Origin of the sequence: Paenibacillus puerhi (assembly GCF_009846885.1) — a bacterium.
Classification (GTDB): domain Bacteria; phylum Bacillota; class Bacilli; order Paenibacillales; family NBRC-103111; genus Paenibacillus_G; species Paenibacillus_G puerhi.
This window is the reverse complement of sequence record NZ_WUWM01000021.1, coordinates 57,271-78,267: the sequence shown is the minus strand read 5'-3', so window position 1 is coordinate 78,267 and position 20,997 is coordinate 57,271. Positions and strand designations below refer to the sequence as shown.

General features: G+C 45.1%; 13 protein-coding genes and 3 pseudogenes. 3 read left to right on the top strand and 13 right to left on the bottom strand.

The window, feature by feature from the left end:
* Nucleotides 1-306 precede the first annotated feature (306 nt).
* A complete protein-coding gene (locus tag GSF01_RS18895; RefSeq protein WP_268893722.1) occupies nucleotides 307-1,326 on the top strand; it encodes a LacI family DNA-binding transcriptional regulator in 1,020 nt (339 codons plus the stop codon).
* On the opposite strand, the gene GSF01_RS30065 is transcribed toward GSF01_RS18895, so the two are convergent.
* The 6 genes and pseudogenes from GSF01_RS30065 to GSF01_RS18870 all read right to left on the bottom strand — a co-directional run bounded on the left by GSF01_RS30065 (nucleotide 1,254) and on the right by GSF01_RS18870 (nucleotide 8,998).
* The gene (locus tag GSF01_RS30065) at nucleotides 1,254-1,613 is read right to left on the bottom strand and encodes a transposase (RefSeq protein WP_268893724.1); all 360 of its coding nucleotides are present in this window, start codon (nucleotides 1,611-1,613) and stop codon (nucleotides 1,254-1,256) included. The genes GSF01_RS18895 and GSF01_RS30065 overlap by 73 nt on opposite strands.
* 228 nt (nucleotides 1,614-1,841) lie before the next feature.
* Nucleotides 1,842-2,060: pseudogene (locus tag GSF01_RS30060) on the bottom strand (IS110 family transposase); the annotation flags it as partial.
* A gap of 50 nt (nucleotides 2,061-2,110) precedes the next feature.
* Nucleotides 2,111-2,676, bottom strand: a pseudogene (gene sigK, locus GSF01_RS18885) (RNA polymerase sporulation sigma factor SigK); the annotation flags it as partial.
* A gap of 34 nt (nucleotides 2,677-2,710) precedes the next feature.
* Nucleotides 2,711-7,096, bottom strand: a complete 4,386-nt coding sequence (locus GSF01_RS18880; protein WP_235941606.1) for a carbohydrate binding domain-containing protein — start codon at nucleotides 7,094-7,096, stop codon at nucleotides 2,711-2,713.
* 67 nt (nucleotides 7,097-7,163) lie between these two features.
* Nucleotides 7,164-8,042: a carbohydrate ABC transporter permease gene (locus GSF01_RS18875; protein WP_159886777.1), complete on the bottom strand. Its 879-nt coding sequence runs from the start codon at nucleotides 8,040-8,042 to the stop codon at nucleotides 7,164-7,166.
* A gap of 23 nt (nucleotides 8,043-8,065) precedes the next feature.
* Complete coding sequence (locus tag GSF01_RS18870; RefSeq protein WP_235941604.1) at nucleotides 8,066-8,998, bottom strand: ABC transporter permease; 933 nt, start codon at nucleotides 8,996-8,998, stop codon at nucleotides 8,066-8,068.
* 171 nt (nucleotides 8,999-9,169) lie between these two features.
* Between GSF01_RS18870 and GSF01_RS18865 the strand changes: the two genes are divergently transcribed.
* Nucleotides 9,170-10,891, top strand: coding sequence for a sensor histidine kinase (locus tag GSF01_RS18865; RefSeq protein ID WP_159886776.1), 1,722 nt, complete (start codon nucleotides 9,170-9,172; stop codon nucleotides 10,889-10,891).
* 20 nt (nucleotides 10,892-10,911) lie between these two features.
* Nucleotides 10,912-12,534, top strand: coding sequence for a response regulator (locus tag GSF01_RS18860; protein ID WP_235941603.1), 1,623 nt, complete (start codon nucleotides 10,912-10,914; stop codon nucleotides 12,532-12,534).
* Between the two features lie 57 nt (nucleotides 12,535-12,591).
* On the opposite strand, the gene GSF01_RS18855 is transcribed toward GSF01_RS18860, so the two are convergent.
* From GSF01_RS18855 to GSF01_RS18825, 7 genes and pseudogenes are all read right to left on the bottom strand, one after another.
* Nucleotides 12,592-14,271, bottom strand: a complete 1,680-nt coding sequence (locus GSF01_RS18855) for an extracellular solute-binding protein (protein ID WP_159886859.1) — start codon at nucleotides 14,269-14,271, stop codon at nucleotides 12,592-12,594.
* 226 nt (nucleotides 14,272-14,497) lie between these two features.
* Nucleotides 14,498-15,211, bottom strand: a complete 714-nt coding sequence (gene bglS / locus GSF01_RS18850) for a beta-glucanase (RefSeq protein WP_159886775.1) — start codon at nucleotides 15,209-15,211, stop codon at nucleotides 14,498-14,500.
* 569 nt (nucleotides 15,212-15,780) lie between these two features.
* A complete protein-coding gene (locus tag GSF01_RS18845; protein WP_159886774.1) occupies nucleotides 15,781-16,452 on the bottom strand; it encodes an ABC transporter ATP-binding protein in 672 nt (223 codons plus the stop codon).
* A gap of 71 nt (nucleotides 16,453-16,523) precedes the next feature.
* A pseudogene (sigK, locus tag GSF01_RS18840) lies at nucleotides 16,524-17,080 on the bottom strand (RNA polymerase sporulation sigma factor SigK); the annotation flags it as partial.
* 125 nt (nucleotides 17,081-17,205) lie between these two features.
* Nucleotides 17,206-19,521 (bottom strand): glycoside hydrolase family 95 protein, encoded by a 2,316-nt coding sequence (locus GSF01_RS18835; protein ID WP_159886857.1) that lies wholly within the window; start codon nucleotides 19,519-19,521, stop codon nucleotides 17,206-17,208.
* A 31-nt stretch (nucleotides 19,522-19,552) separates the two neighbouring features.
* Nucleotides 19,553-20,524, bottom strand: a complete 972-nt coding sequence (locus GSF01_RS18830) for a glycoside hydrolase family protein (RefSeq protein ID WP_235941600.1) — start codon at nucleotides 20,522-20,524, stop codon at nucleotides 19,553-19,555.
* A gap of 121 nt (nucleotides 20,525-20,645) precedes the next feature.
* Complete coding sequence (locus tag GSF01_RS18825; protein WP_159886772.1) at nucleotides 20,646-20,993, bottom strand: cupin domain-containing protein; 348 nt, start codon at nucleotides 20,991-20,993, stop codon at nucleotides 20,646-20,648.
* Nucleotides 20,994-20,997: the final 4 nt, after the last annotated feature.

Below are 20,997 nucleotides of genomic sequence, written 5' to 3'. Positions count from 1 at the left end.
TCCCAAGTTTTCCATTTTGTAAATATAATATTCCAATTAAAACCATAAATTTTCCGAAATATGGTGTATAAATCAGGATTTTCAAAGATATTAACGAAAATTTTAGAAAACGGAGATGTCTACCTTTAGGAACAACCTGATTGTATTCAAAACTTTCAAAACTACATGCATCGGTTTCTTCTTTTATGAAAAACTGAACTATTTCATTTTTCGTCCTTCAATCTTTTATTGACGATAATTTCCATTATGTTATTATGAGGTTACAAAATTATATCTTTAAACCGCTGGTAAGACGAGGTGAAACCATTGAAAGTTACCATGAATACAATTGCTAAACTTGCCGGGGTATCGGTTTCTACCGTTTCTAAAATTTTAAACAATTATAATGAAGTCAGTGAAGAAACCAAACAAAAGGTTCTCAAAATTATTCAAGAAAACGGCTACCAATCTTCCATTTCTAACAAGTCTGCTGTGTCCAAAAATTCCAATCTAATCGGTGTTATTTATGCCGGAAAAATTAATGCCGAATTTAACCATCTTTTCTTTATCGATGTGATTAATGCGTTCAAAAAACGTATCGGCCTTCTCGGCTATGATTTGATTTTCTTCTCGAATGAAAAATTTCACCATTCAGGCGAAGATTATCTTACAAGGTGCAAGCATTTCTCAGTGGATGGCTGTATTCTGATTTCCGGCGACGAACTTGAACCATGCATCACGGATCTAGATCACAGTGATATTCCGTGTATCGGCATCGACCTTGAACTGACAGGCCCTAATTCAGGGTATATTATGACAGATAATGCGAAGATGGCCTACAAAGTTGTTGAGCATTTCTACTTGCAAGGTTACAAAGAAGTTGGCTTTTTAGGGACCCACAGCTTGATTTCCAAACTGCGTGAGAATTGTCTCATACAGGCTATGCAAAACTTTGGTTTATCGGTTAACAAAGATTGGTTCAAGTATGGAAGCGACTTTTTTGAAACGAGCGGTTTCGTTGCAATGAGGGAAATGATGACCCAGGGACATCTTCCGCGCGCTTTATTTGCGGCTTCTGACCAATTGGCAATCGGGGCTATGCGGGCACTGAAGGAAAAGAGGCTTGCTATTCCGGGTGATATCGCGATTATTGGATGCGATGATATCGAAGCATGCAAATATATGGATCCCCCCCTGTCCACCATTCGGCAGGATAAAGAGAAAATAGGACTGTTGGCCGCACTCATGCTATTCGATTTAATGAAACATCAGCTTCAGTCAAGTTCTATTATGGTAGAACCGGAGCTGATGATCCGCCGGACATCCTCGACAGAGTCGTTCCAATAAACGGGAACTATTTTGGCGAACTTGGCCGCCGCCGCGTCTACCTGGTAGCCATTGCCCCCGTTCGTCTGCACCGTGTACGCTCGACATTTGGTTGCGGCCCAGGCCGCAGCGATACCTGCCCAAGAAGCCAGATGATCGGCTGTCGGAAATTGATCCATATCGACGCCAACCTCGGCAATAAGCGCTGAAGCCGTCACATCACTTACGCCCGGAATGGTTTGAATCAGCGTAAGAGCTTCTTCGTACGGTTTCAGATGAGCTCCTATTTCGGCATCAAGAGCAGCCATGGATTGCTCCAGAAAAGCAATATGTTCCCAGCAGTTGCGGATCATGAGCATTTGATGGGTATTCAGCGTACCGAACAAGGAGCCCGCCACGCGCTTTACATTCCGTTTGATGTTGCCGTGTACCCGATGCTCGATGTCATCGGCATCTACATAACCCTGCTCCATCAGACGCGCTAATAGATTGCGGCCCGCACGCCGAATACATCCGAATGACCGTGCCGAGTTGCCGACCCGTTTCTTGCGAAGTCGGGTCAAGTCGCGGAGTTCTCGGAGGTCTTCCGCTGGCACGAAGCTTTTTTCAATGAGACCGACACGTAAGAGTCTGGCAATCCACCCGGCGTCATTGACATCGGTCTTGCTTCCCGGCTTGATTCTCTGGGCATTTGCCAGAGCAATGTTGAAGTACCCTTCCAGGATGTTGTATACGGGTTTCCAGTAGATGCCCGTGGATGCGACAGAAAGTCATGATTGTTTTTATGGATTTGTACTTATATTAATCACCGCTTCGCCTTATAAAACTCATGATACAGCTTCATGAGCGCCCTTTTCTCAATCCGCGACACATAGGAGCGGCTAATCCCCAGCTCCTTCGCAATCTCCCGCTGAGTCCGCTCCTCTCCGCCAGTCTCAAGCCCAAAGCGGCCGACAACAACCTCCCGCTCACGCTCATCCAAGATATCCAGATTCTTATAGATCTTCGACTTCTCAATCTTGAGCTGCACCTTATCCGCGACTTCATCGGCGTCCGAGCCGAGAATATCGATCAATGAAATCTCATTTCCCTCCTTGTCCGTACCGCTGTAGCAAATGATTCATCGAGCCTAGCAATGTATCATTTGCTACGTGGGTCATGAAGCGAGACATCCTTTTTTGTCTTTTTAAGCGACCGCAAGTGCATCAGAATTTCATTCTCGATGCAACGCGCCGCGAATGTGGCCAACTTCGTCCCCTTATCCGGCGAGAACGATTCGATGGCTTTGATCAGGCCGATCGTGCCTATAGATATCAGATCCTCCAGATCTTCCCCCGTATTATCAAATTTTTTGAGGTTGTGTACACGAAGCAAGGTAAAATCTTTATCTAGATACATTCCCCCACTATAGCGGTCCCACATTCATCAAACTAACATCTGAAATCGTAATTCTGGTATTCCCTGCATTACCTCCAGATATATTCCCCATATCAAACGTAATACGCGATTGCAAATAGCTTTCGGATGTTGCGTCGAAGGTGAAAGAATAGGTTGCTTCTTCTGTAGATAAGTCCACCTGCTGTCCAAAGTAGCCATGCCATGCATAATTTGCTGCAACATCTACCCATCCGATGCCAAGTCCCATCTTTCGAGTTGTATCCGCTTTGGCTTTAAAACTCAAGGTATAGCGATATCCTTGCTGAATTGCAAACCCTTCTTGAATCAATTGACGGTCCCATGGGTTATCCCCCACGCTGCCAATTGAGGTTTGCAGCTTCCCGTTTTGAACAGCAGCAGACATTTGACTGGCATCACCCGCTGCATACGTAAACCAACCCGAAGTCCCATGTGTAAAACTACCGTTCTGTATCAAATTAACTTGGGTGGGCTGTCCCCCTATTTCCGCGGCTTGGTTGACCTCATATAACCGAATGTTATCAAATACAATCGTATGATTAACAGCTAAAGCTCCGGGTTTACCTAGACCAAATGTAAGTAAGGCCAGCGAATCTGTTGGTTCATTCATTGTAAATGTATATATGTAGTGCGATGATGTTGTACCAAGTTGAACCTCTTCGTTCAAATATTTCGTGTACTCTCCACTGCTTTTAGAAACGACTAGCTGCAATGGTCTAGGCACCGAAGCTCTTGCGTCCACTTCAAGACGATAAGTTTTCCCCATCTCGATGAGTAGATTCGTCTGCTGCAACTGATGATCCCACCATTCAGTTCCTGTACCAGGGAGAAACACGACCAATTCTCCTTCATTAGAATGTTGGATCGTAGAATCGATGCCGGAGATAAGATTCCAATGACTGGTATCAACTGCCATGCCGCCATTCATGATTTTGTTGGCAGAGAGATCCAGCCACAGCATATTGTAATTCCTGCCTTCAAATTCTACGTAGTAAGGTTGGCCTGCTGCAAGGGAGAAAGAATCAAATGTAATGGTTTTATACTGCTGCCAACCACCAGTATTACCTAATGCGTACTCAGACTGAACAATCGTCGTGCCTGATCCGTCCTTGACATGAAAACGTATAAGAGCATCATCTACGCCACTAGCTACTCTTGCTGTCACAACATAATCAGCCGCGTTTGCGGGAATCAGCTTATATTGCAGCAGATCACCTTCATCCATATAACTGATATTCTTACCACCCTCGCTGGAGTTTTCCAGCTGCAGACCTTTCATTTCCCACGCATCTGCTGCCGATATGTGTGCATATCCGTTAATATTGTGGGGCTGACCACGTTTCACTAAGCGAACATTGTCCACATACACTGTACCCGTGGTATTGCCAAAGAGCAGCTTAAGCTCGGATTCTACCACAGATGAGCCTTCTCCAATCGAAATATCCGTTGAAAACATTTGCAATTCCGTACCTAAATCAAAGGAACCACCGCCGAAAATCTGGATTGGATTCTCACTTGTGCTTGCAAGATCAATGGATATACGACGTGGGACATCAGATTTGGCTTGAAATGAAAGACCATATTCTGAATTTTTCTCTAGGTGTAAACCCGATTGACGGACGCTAACAGATTCATTTTGCACACCAGCCCCATCCACTTGTACAACGAGTTGCCGTTCCATGATAGGGAACATAAGGAAATTATTCGTGCTAATCTGTGCATGTGCATCTGGCGTAATATCAGAACTCCAAAACGCTAAACGATTCTTCCCTTGATCAAAAGTGCCATTATAGATGAGATTCCCATCCGCCAAGGCTCCGTTATGAATTTCCTCATCTGGCAGGGGAGTCGCGTCTCCGATTTCCTGAAGACTTACGTTTGCAAAATACGTTGTAGTAGAATTTTTTCCTAAATTAAACTCGAACCTTGCGTTATTGTCCGTGCTATTCAACATATCGAACGTATATTCAAAGCTTTGCCATTCCGTCGTTAACGACAAGATTTGTTCACCTGAATAATTTTTCCAACTTTTTCCAAACTGATTGACCTTCGACATCATCGTCCGGTTTGCATCTGCTTTGGCATCAAAACGAACCTTGTATTTTTTCCCCTTTACAATATACATTGGCAGCTGTGTTAACTGTATGGAGTAAATTTCATCACCAGGCTGAGTGATGGTAAGCTTGGCAACTTTCCCTTTCAAGACATCATCTTCAATAGATACATAACCGTTCCCATTCGCATTTTCAATATATTTCCAATTATTGGGCATTCCTTGTTCGTCCGATCCTTCTGTAAATTTCTCGTTATAAATGTAATTCCCATCTATATGCGGGGCACGCTTCTGAACTGGTTCAGGCGGATTGCCTGTAATGTCTGGAAGATCATTCAGATCTTTATACTGATAGACACGAACAAAATCAACATCCATCTGATCGGACACGAAGTCACTCTTCGGTGCTCCTGGCCAATCTCCACCAACAGCTAGATTAAGAATCATGTAGAAAGGGCGATCAAAAGGCGCTGGATAGGTATAATCCGCAGGTTGGCCAGGCCCTCTCGTTTTCCAATCATTAACTTCGTGATAGAGCTGACCATCGACGTAGAATCGAATCGAGCCGGGTAACCACTCCATTTGAAAATCATGGTAGGCATCTGAAAACGATTGGTACGAAGGCAGCTCAAAGGTGCCCTGATCTGAGCCATGCGAACCATCTGGTTGAATACTGTCAAAGTGCAGTGTCCCATAGACGCGATTTTTATTTACCCCGCCGATAAGCTCCATAATATCGATTTCCCCAGAAGCCGGCCATCCACCATAATGAGCTTCGTCCGTTGGCATCATCCATATTGCAGGCCACATCCCCTGTTGGACAGGCAGCTTCGCGCGCACAACCATTTTGCCATAGGTCCAATCACCCTTGTTACGTGAAATAAGCTTACCGGATGTGTATTCACTATTTTCGTGCCGCTCCTTTCTAGCTTCTATACGTAAAACACTTCGTTTGCCATCTTTCACGATAGAGGCATTGTTGGGATGATAATATTCGAGTTCATGATTGTAGACAACTCCGGTATCTTGCGGTGTCCATTTGGACGTATCCAGTTCGGGTTCATTAAACTCATCCTGCCAAACAAGCTGCCATTTCTGGTCTGGGATGGTCGTCGATGGAACTGCTTGTTCGTCCTGTAGGTCTTGCTCTTGTTCATTGGAGACAGGCATATCCACCACTGAAGGCCCTATAACTAAGCTAGGATCTTTGGGTACTAGGTTAATCTCTCCCTTTCCTCGCTCTTCCCCATTCAGCTTAATCACATTCGCCTTAATTGTCAGTTTCTTAATCGATCCTTTATTTGTAAGTAGAGAATTCGATGCCTCTTCGCCAACTGTAACTTGCTCAATCACATTTCCTTGTGACACCTCCAAGATGGCAGGTTTATCAATCGAAAGGTCTTTAACTTCACTGCCATCCTCAATGACAACTCGCACAGGAGAGCTTCTCTTTTTCAAGTTCACATGGTTGAGTTTCGAGTTTTTCACTTTCACCGAGTGGCTTCCACCACCTTGGATGATGGTACTACCTGTAACGGTGATCCCATCAAGTGTAACATCGCCTTCCTGAATACCTTCTGCCAAAATCAAATTGCCATGAATGACAGTGTGTTTCAGTATCACACCAGTTGATCGGATAATGACATTCCCATTTACCTCACGCTTATCAAATTCCTCAGGTTGTGAAATCAAATCCGCAACCATTTTGGATAAAAGAGTCGCCGATTCTGCACGAGTCAACAGCTTTTTAGGGTCCAACATGCCATTATAACCTGTAAATACATGTCCACCCACCAAATTAGTAAGCGCTTTCTTCGCGTAGACGGCAATCTCACCCTGATCCAGGAACGACGTGAGCGCTGAATCCGCTTCTAGATCGGATGATAGCTGAAACGCACGATCTAGAACAACGGCAGCGTCTTCCCTCGTAATGAACGCATTCGGCTTCATCTCATCTTCGGCAATCCCGTTCATGATGCCAGAACCTACAGCACTCGTTATTGTTGAGTAATACCAATCATCGGGTGAAACATCCTTGAACTTTGTACTTGTGTTACCATTGAAACCAAATATCCGATCTAATACCGTGATAAATTCTGCACGACTAATTGGTTGATTCGGCTTAAATGAGCCATCTTCGTAACCGTTCATGAGTCCCGACTTATTCATTTCTTCGACTGCTGCTTGTGCCCAATGGCCTGTCAAGTCTCGGAGGTTCGCTCTCTCCAATTGCTCGGCTTTAACCGGATAAGTAACAGGACTAGCTAATGCGAGAACTAAGCAGCAGCTAATTACTTTTGGCAACCATTTTTTGATCTTCATCTTGGTGTCCCCCTGATTCTAATATTAGTATTGGGCCGACGAAGCGACCCCCTTGCTCCACATTCGATTACTCTTTCACTGCACCAATTACCATGCCTTTGACAAAAAAGCGCTGAAGGAACGGATATACAAGTAGGATTGGGAGCGCACCGATGAAGATTTGCGCTGCTCTCACCGTTCTCTGCGAGATATTCTCCAAGTGTTTAGGATCCACATTAATCTTTGAAAAATCTTGCTGTACAATGATTGTTTGAAGAAGCGATGCCAGTGGAAATTTTTTGATATCAGACATATAAATCATGCCATCAAACCATGAATTCCATTGGTAAACCATTGTAAATAAAGAAAGTGTGGCAATCGCAGGCATCGAAAGTGGAATATAAACAAGGCTAAGTGTCTTGAATTGACCCGCTCCATCAAGAAATGAAGCCTCTTCCAGCTCCTTAGGTAATCCACGAAAAAAATTCAACATCAAGATAATATTCCACACTGAAACCGCACCAGGCAAAATTAAAGCCCAGATCGTATTCATTAGTCCTAACTTTTGAATCAGCAAATAACTTGGGATTAAGCCGCCACTGAACAAGAGTGTAAAAACGAAGAACCAAATATATGCGGACCGACCTCGGAACATCTGATCATCCTTAGATAACGGATAGGCCGTGAGTAAGACAAGGAACATTCCTATTACCGTAGCGAGCACAGTTCTCTCGCCTGAAATCAGTAACGAATTTAGAAAATTGGCATTACCAAACGTCTTCTCATAGGCATCCATTGTAAAACCAATTGGCCAGAAAGTAACGAGGTTGGAGGATGCTGGAGCCATACTGCTGAATGAGACTGCAAGGATATGAATCAGCGGGAGGATACACAATAGCGAAAGGAATCCCAGGAAAATATAATTCGCTATACTAAACAGTTTGTAACCCATTGTTTTGTAGTACATAAGTAGAACCTCCTTAAAAAATCTTAGAAAACACGGTAATTAGCAATCTTATAAGCTAAACGGTATGAGATGACAATTAACACCGTGGCTACGACCGATTTAAACAAACCAACTGTTGTCGCAAAACTCATCTTGCCGTTCAGTATCCCCATACGATATACAAAGGTGTCGATAATGTCTCCCTTTTCATAGACAAGAGGGTTATATAAGTTAAATACTTGATCAAATCCTGCATTGAGAATATTCCCAATCGATAGTGTTGCTAAAACAACAGCCATTGGCATTAACGCAGGAATTGTAATGTGAACGGTTTGTTTAAACCTCGTTGCTCCATCTACTTCAGCTGCTTCATATAGGGCTGGATTAATACCAGCAAGTGATGCAAGAAAAACAATTGTACCAAACCCGAACTCTTTCCAAACATCGCTAAAAACTAAAGTGAATCGAAACCAGTCCCCGTCACCAAGAAAGAATATCGGCTGCCCGCCGAATGCAATCACAAGTTTATTCACCATGCCGCCTTGCGGAGAGAGGATATCCAGTAAAATACCGCCGAGAATCACCCAAGATAAAAAATGCGGTAAATATACTAGCGTTTGACTGACTCTTTTAAACCCCATCGACCGCACTTCATTTAACAAAACAGCGAAAAGAAGTGGCGCAAACAGACCTGCAACAATTTTGAAGAAAGCAATAACCAGCGTATTCCAGATTACCTGCTGAATATCTGGATACAAAAATAGAAAACGAAAGTTAGCCAGCCCCACCCATTTTGAACCCGTTATGCCTAACCAAGGCTTAAAATCTTGGAAAGCGATGACCAGTCCCGCCATTGGAAGGTATTGGAAGACAACTGTAAACAATACAGCAGGAATAAGCATGAAGTGCAGTGGCCAGTTACGAGCCATATTCCATCTTTTCTTAACGATAATCTGTTCTGCACGTTGATCGGCCATGTGTAAACTAATCTCCCTCACTTGAACTTCCTCCATGTTCTAAAAAATATTTTACTTCTCTAGGTGACCCAGATCTTGTAATATATCGATTATAGCAATCCCTTTTTCATATCTATATCCTAATATTGCAATAACAATATTCATTTTGTAACTAAATGAGGAGGGTGCGATTTGTTTTTACGTAGTAATGTTTTCACGAAAATTACACTGCTCATACTATTGTTGTTAATTCCAGTGTTATCCCTCTATACGTTCTCGAATTATGAAAGTGTTGGTGTCATCGAGCAAGAAATACAGCAAAATACAACGAACCGTCTCTCCTCTTTTGCATCCCAAGTTGAGTCAAATATGTACCAATTATCGTTATATGGCGTTTCAATTGGACAAGATTCAAGCATTCAGGAATATCAACAACCTGGAAACAACAGTGATCCTTATGAACGGGTGAAGTTAAACATTTCGATACTGGAGAAATTGAGTTTATATAATGCAGCAAGCAAATGGCATTCTAACATCACCCTGTTTTTCCCACGAATACAAGACGTATTATCAACAGACTACTATGCTTCATTCACTTACAAAGAGTCAGATTTCACGGAACCATTTTCCAGAACTTGGAGTTATTCCAATGACATGTTCACATGGTTTACAACCGCCCCCATTTCAGCCATGTCACATCCGAGCACAGCCAAACTCATAACCAAAATTAGTTTTCCGATCCATCACTTGACCGAACTTCTCGATCAGAACAAAGTAAACGATAACGGAGATCCTTTTCTCTACCATCCTGAGCAAGGTAGCATTCGCAATGGATCTGCTCATGAAGACCTAATAGAACTTTTATCTCACCGGTTAAATGAAAAATCACTCACAGACAGGGGCGGTTTTCGAACCGATCTGAATCAAACGGAATATTATGTTTCTTATATCAGATCGCAAAGTTTGGGCTGGTACTATGTCGATTATGTCCCCATGCAGCAGATTCTGAGACCAATTACGAACAGTCGTAATTTATTTTTCATTTCTATTGCTGTTTTACTGGTCATGAGCCTAGCCGTTGTTTTCGCCATCTATCGCAGTGTCCAGCTTCCGCTCATTCAGCTAGTCCAAGCAACTAATCGCTTTTCATCAGGGGATTTTACAGTCCGCTTGAAAAATTCAGGTCCGAACGAATTCAGCCTTCTCTTTGGGCGATTTAATATTATGGCGCAGCGTATTCATGAACTCATTGAAAACGTGTACGAAGAGAAACTGCGGAGACGGGAAGCGACACTGAAGCAACTTCAGTCCCAAATCAATCCGCATTTTCTATATAATTGTTTGTTTTATATCAAAAATATGGCACGAATGAAAAATGAAGAAGCGGTTGTCGCAATGTCTTTAAACCTTGGTGAGTATTTCAGATACATTACGAGGTCTGAGAATGATTTAGCTACAATCCAGGAAGAACTTCGCATGGTCACTAATTATTTGAACATTCAAGCGCTTCGCCTCGAACGCATGCGATTTACGATTGACATGCCTGATGACATTAAGGACAAGATGATACCTAGATTAACCTTGCAACCGATTGTGGAGAACGCTATTATACATGGCATAGAACCTTCAGCCGAGAATGGCGAAATTACCATTACAGGTAAACATGAAAATGGCATGTATACCATTTCCATCGAGGATAGCGGTGCAGGAATGACAGATATGCAAGTCAATCAGCTGCAGAATAAACTTACCATGCCCCTGGAAGAACATATGGGGTGCGGGACGTGGAATGTACATCAAAGGCTGCATTATCTTTTTGGTGATGAGGCAGGCTTGACCTTTGCGCATTCTGAATTAGGCGGGGTTAAAACAATGATTACTTGGAAAATCAATACAACGAAAGTAGGTGACTAATTATTTTACAGATACTATTGGTGGATGATGAACGTTCAGTTGTTGAGACACTAGCCGAAACGATTCCTTGGAAAGCATGTGGGATCGGAACCGTTCATGAAGCATTATCCGGTAGGGTAGCTCTTGAAATTTTGGAAAATAACGCGATTGATATCGTCATTACCGATATCCGAATGCCTGGTATGTCAGGAATTGAGCTGATCACGATGATACAGAGCAAATGGCCACATGTGAAGTCGATTTTACTTTCAGGCTATGCGGACTTTGAGTATGCGAAACAAGCGATCTCGCAGCAAACTTTTGATTATTTGCTCAAACCGGTTAGTGACGAGGATCTTATTGATTGTGTTCAGCGTGTCGTTGACCAAATCAAGATCAAATGGGAAGAAATCGCTTCTTATCAGAAAGCGCTCTACACCCTGAATGAGAATCTTCCCTTGCTCAGATCAAATACGTTAAATGAATTGCTTCGAGGCAAAACATTTACGACAGAAGCTTTAGCTGATAAGCTCAAGCTCCTTGAACTTCCATTATGCGCTGGAGATGATATGTGTTTGATGCTCATCCGCATGGAAGAACGTTTTGCCGATATGCCAGATCAAGACATCGCCCTGATGGAGTATGCTATCTGCAACATTGTGAATGAGATTATGCAGAATGACTTCCACATTTGGTCTGCGAGGGACACGCATGATTATTTGGTCCTACTTGTTGCTCCTCGTAACGCCAATCACACGGGTATGCAGGTAATGAGCGAAATGTATAAGACGCATCTTGAACGTTACGCTGACCACATTCAAACAAATGTCCTGAATTATCTTAAAGGAACAATTTCTATCCTTGTTGGGAGCTGGGGAAAGTTCCCTTTCCAAACACAGAGCATTTATGAACAAGCCGTGATGTCCATGCGCAGAAAGATGGGCCACGGACAAGGCTTATTCCTTACTGCATCGGATGAAGTGAAGTCAGGTACCGTCCATACGCTTTGGTCGCTCTATGAGCCACCTACGCTGCTCAGTCTACTTGAAGCTGGGCGCTATAACGATGTAGAGAGCAAGATTCGTAACATTTTCAGTGACATCCATAGTTCAGACGGTAAGGATGTCTCTGAACAACTTATTGAAGTTTACCATGTATTGGCTGGCGCATTTGCCTATATTATTCATAAGAGCGGCAAGCAATTATCCATGTTACTCCACCAAGATTCACTAAAATATTTTTTAGTCCCCTCCTACTCTACAGCTTCACAATTGATGGAATGGGCAATTCGTACACTGAATAGCATTCGAGATGATAATGACCAAGAACTGATGGATAATCACAGTGCGATTGTCCACGCCGTTCAACTCTATATCGACAGTCATTTAGCCAAGGACTTGTCGTTGCCTGCGATTGCTGATCATGTACACCTTCATCCAGTCTATCTATCCAAAGTGTATAAAACGAAAACAGGTGAAGCACTTACGGAGTATGTGTATCGATTACGAATGGAAAAAGCAGCTTTCCTACTTCGCACTACAACAACCAAGGTATTTGAGATAGCCGAAATTGTTGGGTATAATAATACAGCTTACTTCATTCGAGTATTCAAGAAATACTATGATGCTACGCCTCAGGAGTACCGAGATCAAGCTCAACTTTGATTTCCCTAATAAAAAAGAGAACCTCGCGTGTGCGAGGTTCTCTTTTTTATTAGGAGCCTACTTTCCTCCATTACTTACGGATTTGTACCATTCGTTAACTTCTGCTGTAGTTTTGTCTCCACCCGAAGACTTCCAATTTTCCACGAATTTATCAAAAGCATCAATAGGAAGCTTGCCATAAATAATTTGGGCCAAGGTGTCCTTTTCCAATTTCGCCAAAATATCATTCGTTGTCTGCATCGTTGCCGTCGGTGCACCTGTGAACATTTGTGGGATCACGATATCTTTCTGCGCCATAACAATCGAAGCTGCATCAATCATCGCTTGAGGTGTGCTCGATTTCAACTTCTTCTCAAAAGGCGTCGAAGGCACTTCGCCTGTTGAAAGCTTTGCTAATGCCTTCATCAACTGACTCGGGATTCGCGCTCCATCAAAAGTAAGTGTATATTTCTCTGGTGAATAGCCGCCTGTATGTTCAGTATCATTCATAGGCTTGCCGTCGACCATAACCCAATCATAGCCTTCCGCCATGCCATTTTCAAATTCGCCGCCAACCTGCGGGTTCGCATACTGGTCAAACAAATAGTTCTGATACGTGAAGAAAGCTTCCGGGTGCTTCATATCTTTATTGATTAACACGACACCATTGGAATTCGGTGTGCCATGTCTGCCTGAGACCTGATTCGGACCAGCTGGTATAGGATATGCTTTATATTGCGCATTCTTGTTATTTTTCTTTACATCCTCAAGTGGCCAAGCTGGCATCCAATGGGGTCCAACAACGATTCCTGCCTTACCAGCAGTGAAATCTTCTGACGCTTTCGTTTCGTCGTATAAACCTGCTTCAGCAGGCAAGTACCCGCTTTTCATCCAGCTTTGCATTTTCGCCAATGCTTTTTTCGAGCCTTCCGTAACCGTACCGTACTCCAATGTCCCGTCTTTCGTTTTGTTCCATTGATTCGGCATCGTTCCAAATGCTCCAAAAATCCATCCAGCATCCGACATCCATGTATTGACCCAGTTTTTAAATCCGATCGCCAAACCGTAGGTATCTTTCTTGCCGTTTCCATCTGGATCTTGATTTGTGAAGGCATCCATAAGTTTCTCCAAATCATCCAACGTTTTCGGCGCGCTCAAATTCAATTTTTGCATCCAATCTTCACGAATCCACATGACTGGATCCCCATTGTAAGCGTAATCGAGAATTGGAATTCCGATCCGTTTACCATCTTGCATATAGGGATACCAAACAGACGGGTCTTCGTTCATTGCATCTTTCCAGGTTTTACTAGCATACTTGTCAAATAGCTCACCAGCATCAACAAATTTGCCAGAGTCAATTAATTCACGCGCAAGGTTAAATTCCCCACGATACGAAATGATATCTGGCATTTTCTCGTTAGTTGCTAGTGATAACCGCAACTTCGTCTCGAAAGCATTGTTTGTGGAAGGAGATATCCATAAGTTTTTGAGATCGATCCCCAATTTGTCATGGGCCCATTTCGTATGGACATTATTATTCTGATCCTCACCAGATTTGAATTTAACATCTGGCGCCCAAGGACGTAAATACGTTACAGTAATTGGAGGATCAAATTTCCCATTTTTGTCTACAACCGCTTTTGCCGTTGCTGAAGCCGAACTTGTCGGTTTGTCTCCGCTTCCCGATGTGTTATTGCTACAACCGCTCACTACAGCTGTGAAAGACACGATACCCGCCATCAGAAGAGGTGGCATCCATTTTCTCTTTACCTGATCTTGTTGATTCAACTGCGTTTCCCCCAGTTCAATAATTTAACTTACAACCATATCTTAATGAACTGGCATCTGCATTCCTATACAAAGATTGCAACATCGATATCAATTCTAAAGCTTGTTCGAAATTGAATATTCATATTAACATTTTCGTATTCTCATCATACACCTGCCAAGCTGTATATGCCAGAACGAGGTGATGCATAGATTAGTTGCTTGTATACTTCACCCAATCATATTCCGCATAAAGTGGATTGGCACCATTATATGCGCCTAACCATCCATCGACACCTGTCCCGTTCCAGATGTTCATCATGATTTTCCCAGAATTGCTTGGAATGTTGCTCGTTGCTGTATGTTTGAGGACACCGTCAACGTACCACTTAATGGAACCTGGTTGCCAATCAAACGCATAGGTATGAAACCAATTGGCCGCATCGAAACCAAGATCGACAAGTTGTTCGTGACCACCTACCCCATTTGTATAATAGTTAAATTGCACTTTCGTTGTATCTTTGCCAAGAAATTCAATATCAATTTCATCCCAGATTGTGCCATAAGCAGGACCTGTATAGGTAAAAAAGGATGAAACAATTCCCGTATTTTTTGCTGGTTTCATACTAACCTGATATAATCCGTATCCATATTTGTTCGTGGAACGATACTCCCCGCAATCAAAAACATTGTAATAGTTACTCGTCAATCCTAACTTTAGGCTACCATCACTTGTAAAATTTGCATTTCCTGCCCGCCAAGTGCAATTAAACATACCTCCATTGGAATATCCGTCCGCTTTTTGCCAAATCCCAGTATCGAAATAATTCATTGGTTCCCATAATTCGTATGCGCCAGATGCCGTAGAAACAAGCAATAAAGAGGATAGTGAAGTCATAGCCAAAGTCAACCAAGTATTCTTTTTCATCGAAAATACCTCCATTTTTTATTGCCAGAATTATTTATATTACCAAAATACAATACCTCCCCTCCATCTATTCTTCATTTAATCGCTTTCATTCTGGCTACTTCATATTATTCCGTTACATATCTGCCTTTCTATACTAATCTTGAAAGATGGATACCCTTTTTTAAGGATTGCCAAAAGTTGAGAAGCCTTGAATTTCCCAGGATATCGTCCCTTTGTATAATAAGCGAGGGTATAAAAAGCTTAATCCCCTCCGGCTTTACAATTCTGCCCTCGGCTAGTCAGCCAATACAAAAGAAGGGCCAAAAGCAGTGGCTGGCGCATTGGCCACACGCTTCCACTCTCCGCCCGGTCAACTCGTGCGAATCAATTTGCAATACACATAGGGACTTCGTTTTTTATAATATCGAGCACGCGTATTTTAATTTTCGCAACAAATAATATTTACTTTAGTAGATTAATTACCAAGCATAAAGTTGCGCAAAATCCAGAAAGTCATTCTTCATTAATAAAAATTAAAAGCCCTACGATTTTTTCATAAGGCGAATTTTCTAATATTCTTATTCATTTCAATATATTAACTTCCCATCGCGAAACCATACTACCCGCTTCGCCTGCTCCGCAACCTGCCGGTCATGCGTAATCACAATAATCGTCCGCCCCTGATCATTCAACTGTGTGAAAATATCCATGATCTCCGCGCCAGTCTTTGAATCCAGCGCCCCCGTAGGCTCATCCGCCAAAATAATCGGCGGATCGCCTGCCAACGTACGCGCAATCGTAACGCGTTGCTGCTGCCCACCAGACAGCTCCGATGGAATGTGCCTTCTGCGATCCAAAAGATCGACAGCTTCCAACGCTTTTAACACCAGCGGCTCCCGCTGTTTTCTTGATAACCCGCGGTAAATCAATGGTAACTCCACATTTTCATAAGCATTTAATCTCGGCAGCAGGTTAAAATTCTGAAAAATAAATCCAATCTTCGTGTTCCGAATCTCAGCCAGTTGAGTGTCCTTCAGTGAATGTATCTGCTTCCCATCTAGCACATACAGACCTTCATCCGAAACGTCCAAACAGCCGATGATGTTCATCAGTGTAGACTTTCCAGAGCCCGAAGGCCCCATTATTGCAATGAACTCTCCTTGCGCGATATCCAGCGTAATATCATCCAACGCCCGAATCATTTCCCCGCCCATGCGATAAAACTTGCTAACATGCTCAATTTGGACAAAGGCTGTCATTGTCTTCGCCCCCCATTTTTTGTTGCCAAATAAATGAAGAATACGATGCCAATCAAATGAATGCTATTCTTTTACCTCTTCGCCTTATAAAACTCATGATACAGCTTCATCAGCGCCCTTTTTTCGATCCGGCTCACATAGCTCCTTGATATCCCCAGCTCCTTCGCAATCTCCCGCTGAGTCCGCTCCTCTCCGCCAGTCTCAAGCCCAAAGCGGCCGACCACTACCTCGCGCTCACGTTCGTCAAGAATGTCGAGATTCTTATAGATCTTGGACTTCTCAATCTTGAGCTGCACCTTATCCGCGACTTCATCGGCGTCCGAGCCGAGAATGTCGATCAATGATATCTCATTTCCCTCCTTGTCCGTACCGCTGTAGCAAATGATTCATCGAGCCTAGCAATGTATCATTTGCTACGTGGGTCATGAAGCGAGACGTCCTTTTTTGTCTTTTTAAGCGACCGCAAGTGCATCAGGATTTCATTCTCGATGCAGCGCGCCGCGAATGTGGCCAGCTTCGTCCCCTTATCCGGCGAGAACGACTCGATGGCTTTGATCAAGCCGATCGTCCCGATCGAGATCAAATCTTCCAGATCTTCCCCCGTATTGTCAAATTTTTTGACGATATGCACACGATACGATGTAATAAAGAAAAAGCGCGTCTACCGGAGATGAATATGGGGTTCTCCCACTACTTTACCCGGTTCACGCGCTTCTTCCGAGACAGCAGCCACATACCGCTTCTTGGAATAATTTAAATCTCCGGCAACACTATGTAAGATTTACCCCCTTCGACTTTAAAGGCATACACACCGGTGCATTCCTCGGACAACGGAAAAACACGACCACCATTTTCTTCCAGAAAAACGCATATCCGGCCTTGCAAACGTATCCTGCATAAACCACTTTGACTTGCCCGCAGCCTCGCTTCACGAAGCAATCCTTGACGCCAAGAGATCGAAACTTCATACCCTCCGCGGGCCCGCAGCCCGCTAACCTCTCCTTCGCCCCAAGCCGAAGGAAGGGCAGGCAGCAAATGCAGCTCTCCAAGATGGCTTTGCAATAGCATCTCTGCAATGCCTGCCGTCACCCCAAAGTTACCGTCAATTTGGAAAGGCGGATGTGCGTCAAATAAGTTCGGATATACGGATTTTCGCAGCAAATTCAAGACATAGGCATGCGCCTGCTCACCTTCTTCCAAGCGGGCAAACATGTTAACGATCCACGCATTGCTCCAGCCGGTGTGCCCTCCCCCGTTGTCAAGCCTGCGCTGCAGCGTTGTCCGCGCGGCTTCGGCCAGCTTAGGCGTACTTATCGGGGAGATGGCCGTCCCCGGATGCAGCGCAAATAAATGTGAAATATGCCTGTGGCCGGGATCCTTCTCCTCATAGTCCTCCAACCATTCCATCAGCTGCCCGTGTTTGCCGATGTGGGGCTGAGGCAGCTTCCTCAGCAGACGGGATAATAGATCGGCAAATTCGGGCGCTTCTCCTAACCGCTGCGAGGCCTGGATGCACGCCTTAAACAACTCCGAGACGATCTGTGTATCCATGGTCGGCCCCATACAAAGCGCAGCGTAACCGCCGTTTGGCAGCACATACAAGTTTTCCGGCGAAACGGAAGGACCGGTCACGAGCCGGCCATCCGGCAGCTCCTGCAAATAATCGATGAAAAAGCTTGCCGCTTCCTTCAGAATGGGGTAAGCCCGTTCCGCTAAAAAACGAGAGTCCTGCGTGAACAAAAAACGCTCCCATACATGCAGGCTCAGCCAAGCGGCTCCCATGGGCCAAAGCACACAGGTATTATAAATACCCTCCGGACGAGTTTCTCCCCATATATTCGTATTATGATGGGCGACGAAGCCTCCGCACCCGTACAGCTCCTTTGCCGTTCGCCTTCCATGAACCCGCATCCGCTCCAGGTGATCGAACAACGGCTCGTGACATTCCGACAATCCGCAAACCTCCGCTGGCCAATAATTCATTTGCGTATTCACGTTGATGGTATATTTGGATTCCCAAGGCGGGGTAAAGCTGTCGTTCCATATGCCCTGCAGCGTAGAAGGAAGCGTGCCCGGCCTGGAGCTTGCGATCATCAGGTATCGTCCGAATTGAAAAAGCAGCCCGCATAGCCCCGAATCATCCGTACCGCCCTTCACTCGCTCCACTCTTTCGTCCGTTGCAAGCTTGCGAAGCTCGGCGTTGGCATCCGAGCCCAAACGAATGGAAACCGTACCGTATAGCAATTGATAATCGGCTATATGCCTGTTCCTTAGCTCCTCATAAGACAGCCCCTGCGCCTTGTCCAGCTGTCTGAGACTGGCCTCCACTGGATCGGCCTCCCGAAAGGTGCTGTTTGCGGCAAGCAGCAAAGTAACACCGTCCCCTTGCTCGACAGAAATAAAATCCCCTATCGTTCGTACCCGCAGAGGAGTCTGACCCTCCTGCACAGCACGAAGCACGCAGGCGAACCGCACGCCATCCTTGCCGCACTCGCCTTCCATCGCCACCGTTTGCCTATCCAGAGCTCGGCTCAAGCCTTCATAAGGCCTGCGATTCAAACTTGCGCTAAAACGCAGAGCATCGGGTTCACTGCAGGTCAGACGAATGACAAGTACCTGATCCGGATAGCTGCTGAATATTTCACGTGAATAGCGCACTCCGTTTGTCCTATATGAAACCCTGACAATCCCCGTAGTCAGATCAAGCTCGCGATGGTATTCCGTGACTGCACCCGCCTCCGCTCCGCGGAAAAACAGCTTTAATTCACCCAAGGGCAAGTAAGGATTATAATACTTCGGCCCCGAATACATTGCCATTCGAGCCAGCCAAGCGGCCTCTTCCGCTTCTCCCTGAAGCAGCAGCCTGCGGATTTCCGGCAAAAAGCTCAACGCATCCGGGTTTTCCGCATGCTTGGGGCCACCGTACCAAATGGAGTCCTCATTCAGGCAAATTCGTTCATCCCCTGTGGCGCCAAATATCATCGCACCGAGCCGCCCGTTGCCCACAGGCAGCGCCTCCACCCACTCGACTGCCGGCTTCTTATACCAAAGACGCTCTTCATTACCCATTTTGCTCACCTTTCAAACCCTCCTTTTTGGCTTATTCCTGTGCAATCGGCACGACCATGTTCCAGGTATTCGCTGCCCGGCGGAAGCCCCCTTCGCCGTCAGCCGTCGCTGCAAACAAATGGGTCGGCTTCCCGTTCTGGAACAAAATAAACGGACGCTCAAAGCTCCCCATCGTGATCACCGAGCCGTCATCCCAGGTAATGATCCTTGAATAGGCTTTCGGATGATCAGAAATATGCCAGTTCAAGCCATCCCCGGAGTAAGCATGGATGCCGGCATGCGGCTCCCCGCAAATAGTGCCGTCCATATCCTTGGCGATAAGCTCATAGCGATCTCCGGTATGCCAGATAAACGGGTCCTCGAGATGAAAGCGTCCCGGAGGAAAGACCGGCTCTTCGCTGATTACGCGGTAAGCTCCGTCAAACCGGTCGGCTCTCGCAGCGCCGATCGTCATTTTGCCATGCACATGTCCCTCATATTGTCGCGCCTTATAAATTAACAGCACGGAGCCGTCCGCATGAATGCACGGCGCTGGGTTAGAAGTCAGGAAGCTGTCGAACTTGCCAGGTCTTGTAGGCAAGATCGGGGCGTCCCTTCGTTCCCACGGGCCGAGTACGCTTCTCGAGGTGGCTATACCTACGCGCTTGTTAGCGCGGCCAACGATGCAGCGGGCATCGTTAAGACCGAACTCCTCTCCCGGAAGCACGTCGGGCAAAGGGTGGGTTGATCCCATATAATAGAGCACGTACGTGTCACCAAGTTTTGTAATATGCGGATTATGGGTGCTTCGTCCATCCCAATATTCCGCTCCTCGAGCAGGCAGCACAATTTCCTGGAATGCATAGGGTCCCTCCGGCGTATCCGAGACCGCTCTCACGATCTCGGAATGCACAATCCAGCCCGGGTGCATAGGCAAATGCTTGGGCCACCGTGATGCGAACAGATGAAAGCGCCCGTCCTCTCCTTGAACTACGGAACCGCACCATACCCAATATCCCTCCATCCGAAAACCCCCGGCCTTCGGTGCGGGCAACAGTCTGTCATATAAGCTTCGAATGTGTGTATTCATCCCGTCCACCTTTATTCTAAGTAATGTAATTTAGCAAGCACGTTTAAAAAGCCGCTTACAAAGCGGCCTCGAATACGATCATACGCAGCGGATCGTTCGTGTTGTTCGTTAGTCCATGACTCCAGCCGGGCTTGTTCAAAATGACGTCGCCTCGCCGGACCTCCTGCGACTGTCCGTTCACCGTTATCGTTCCCATGCCTTCCAGAATTACGTAGATCTCTTCATCCTGTCCATGCCGATGGGTACCTATAGACGCTTGCGGGGGGATTTCGGTATAGTAAAAAAAACGTAAGGAGCTTTCAAAATCGGCCTTGTCGAATAAACGGACATTGCCGACCAGCCCTTCGCCCTTGTGGCTGGACTGCAGCTTCAGCTCAGCTTCGTAAAAGTTCCGAATAATCATTTTT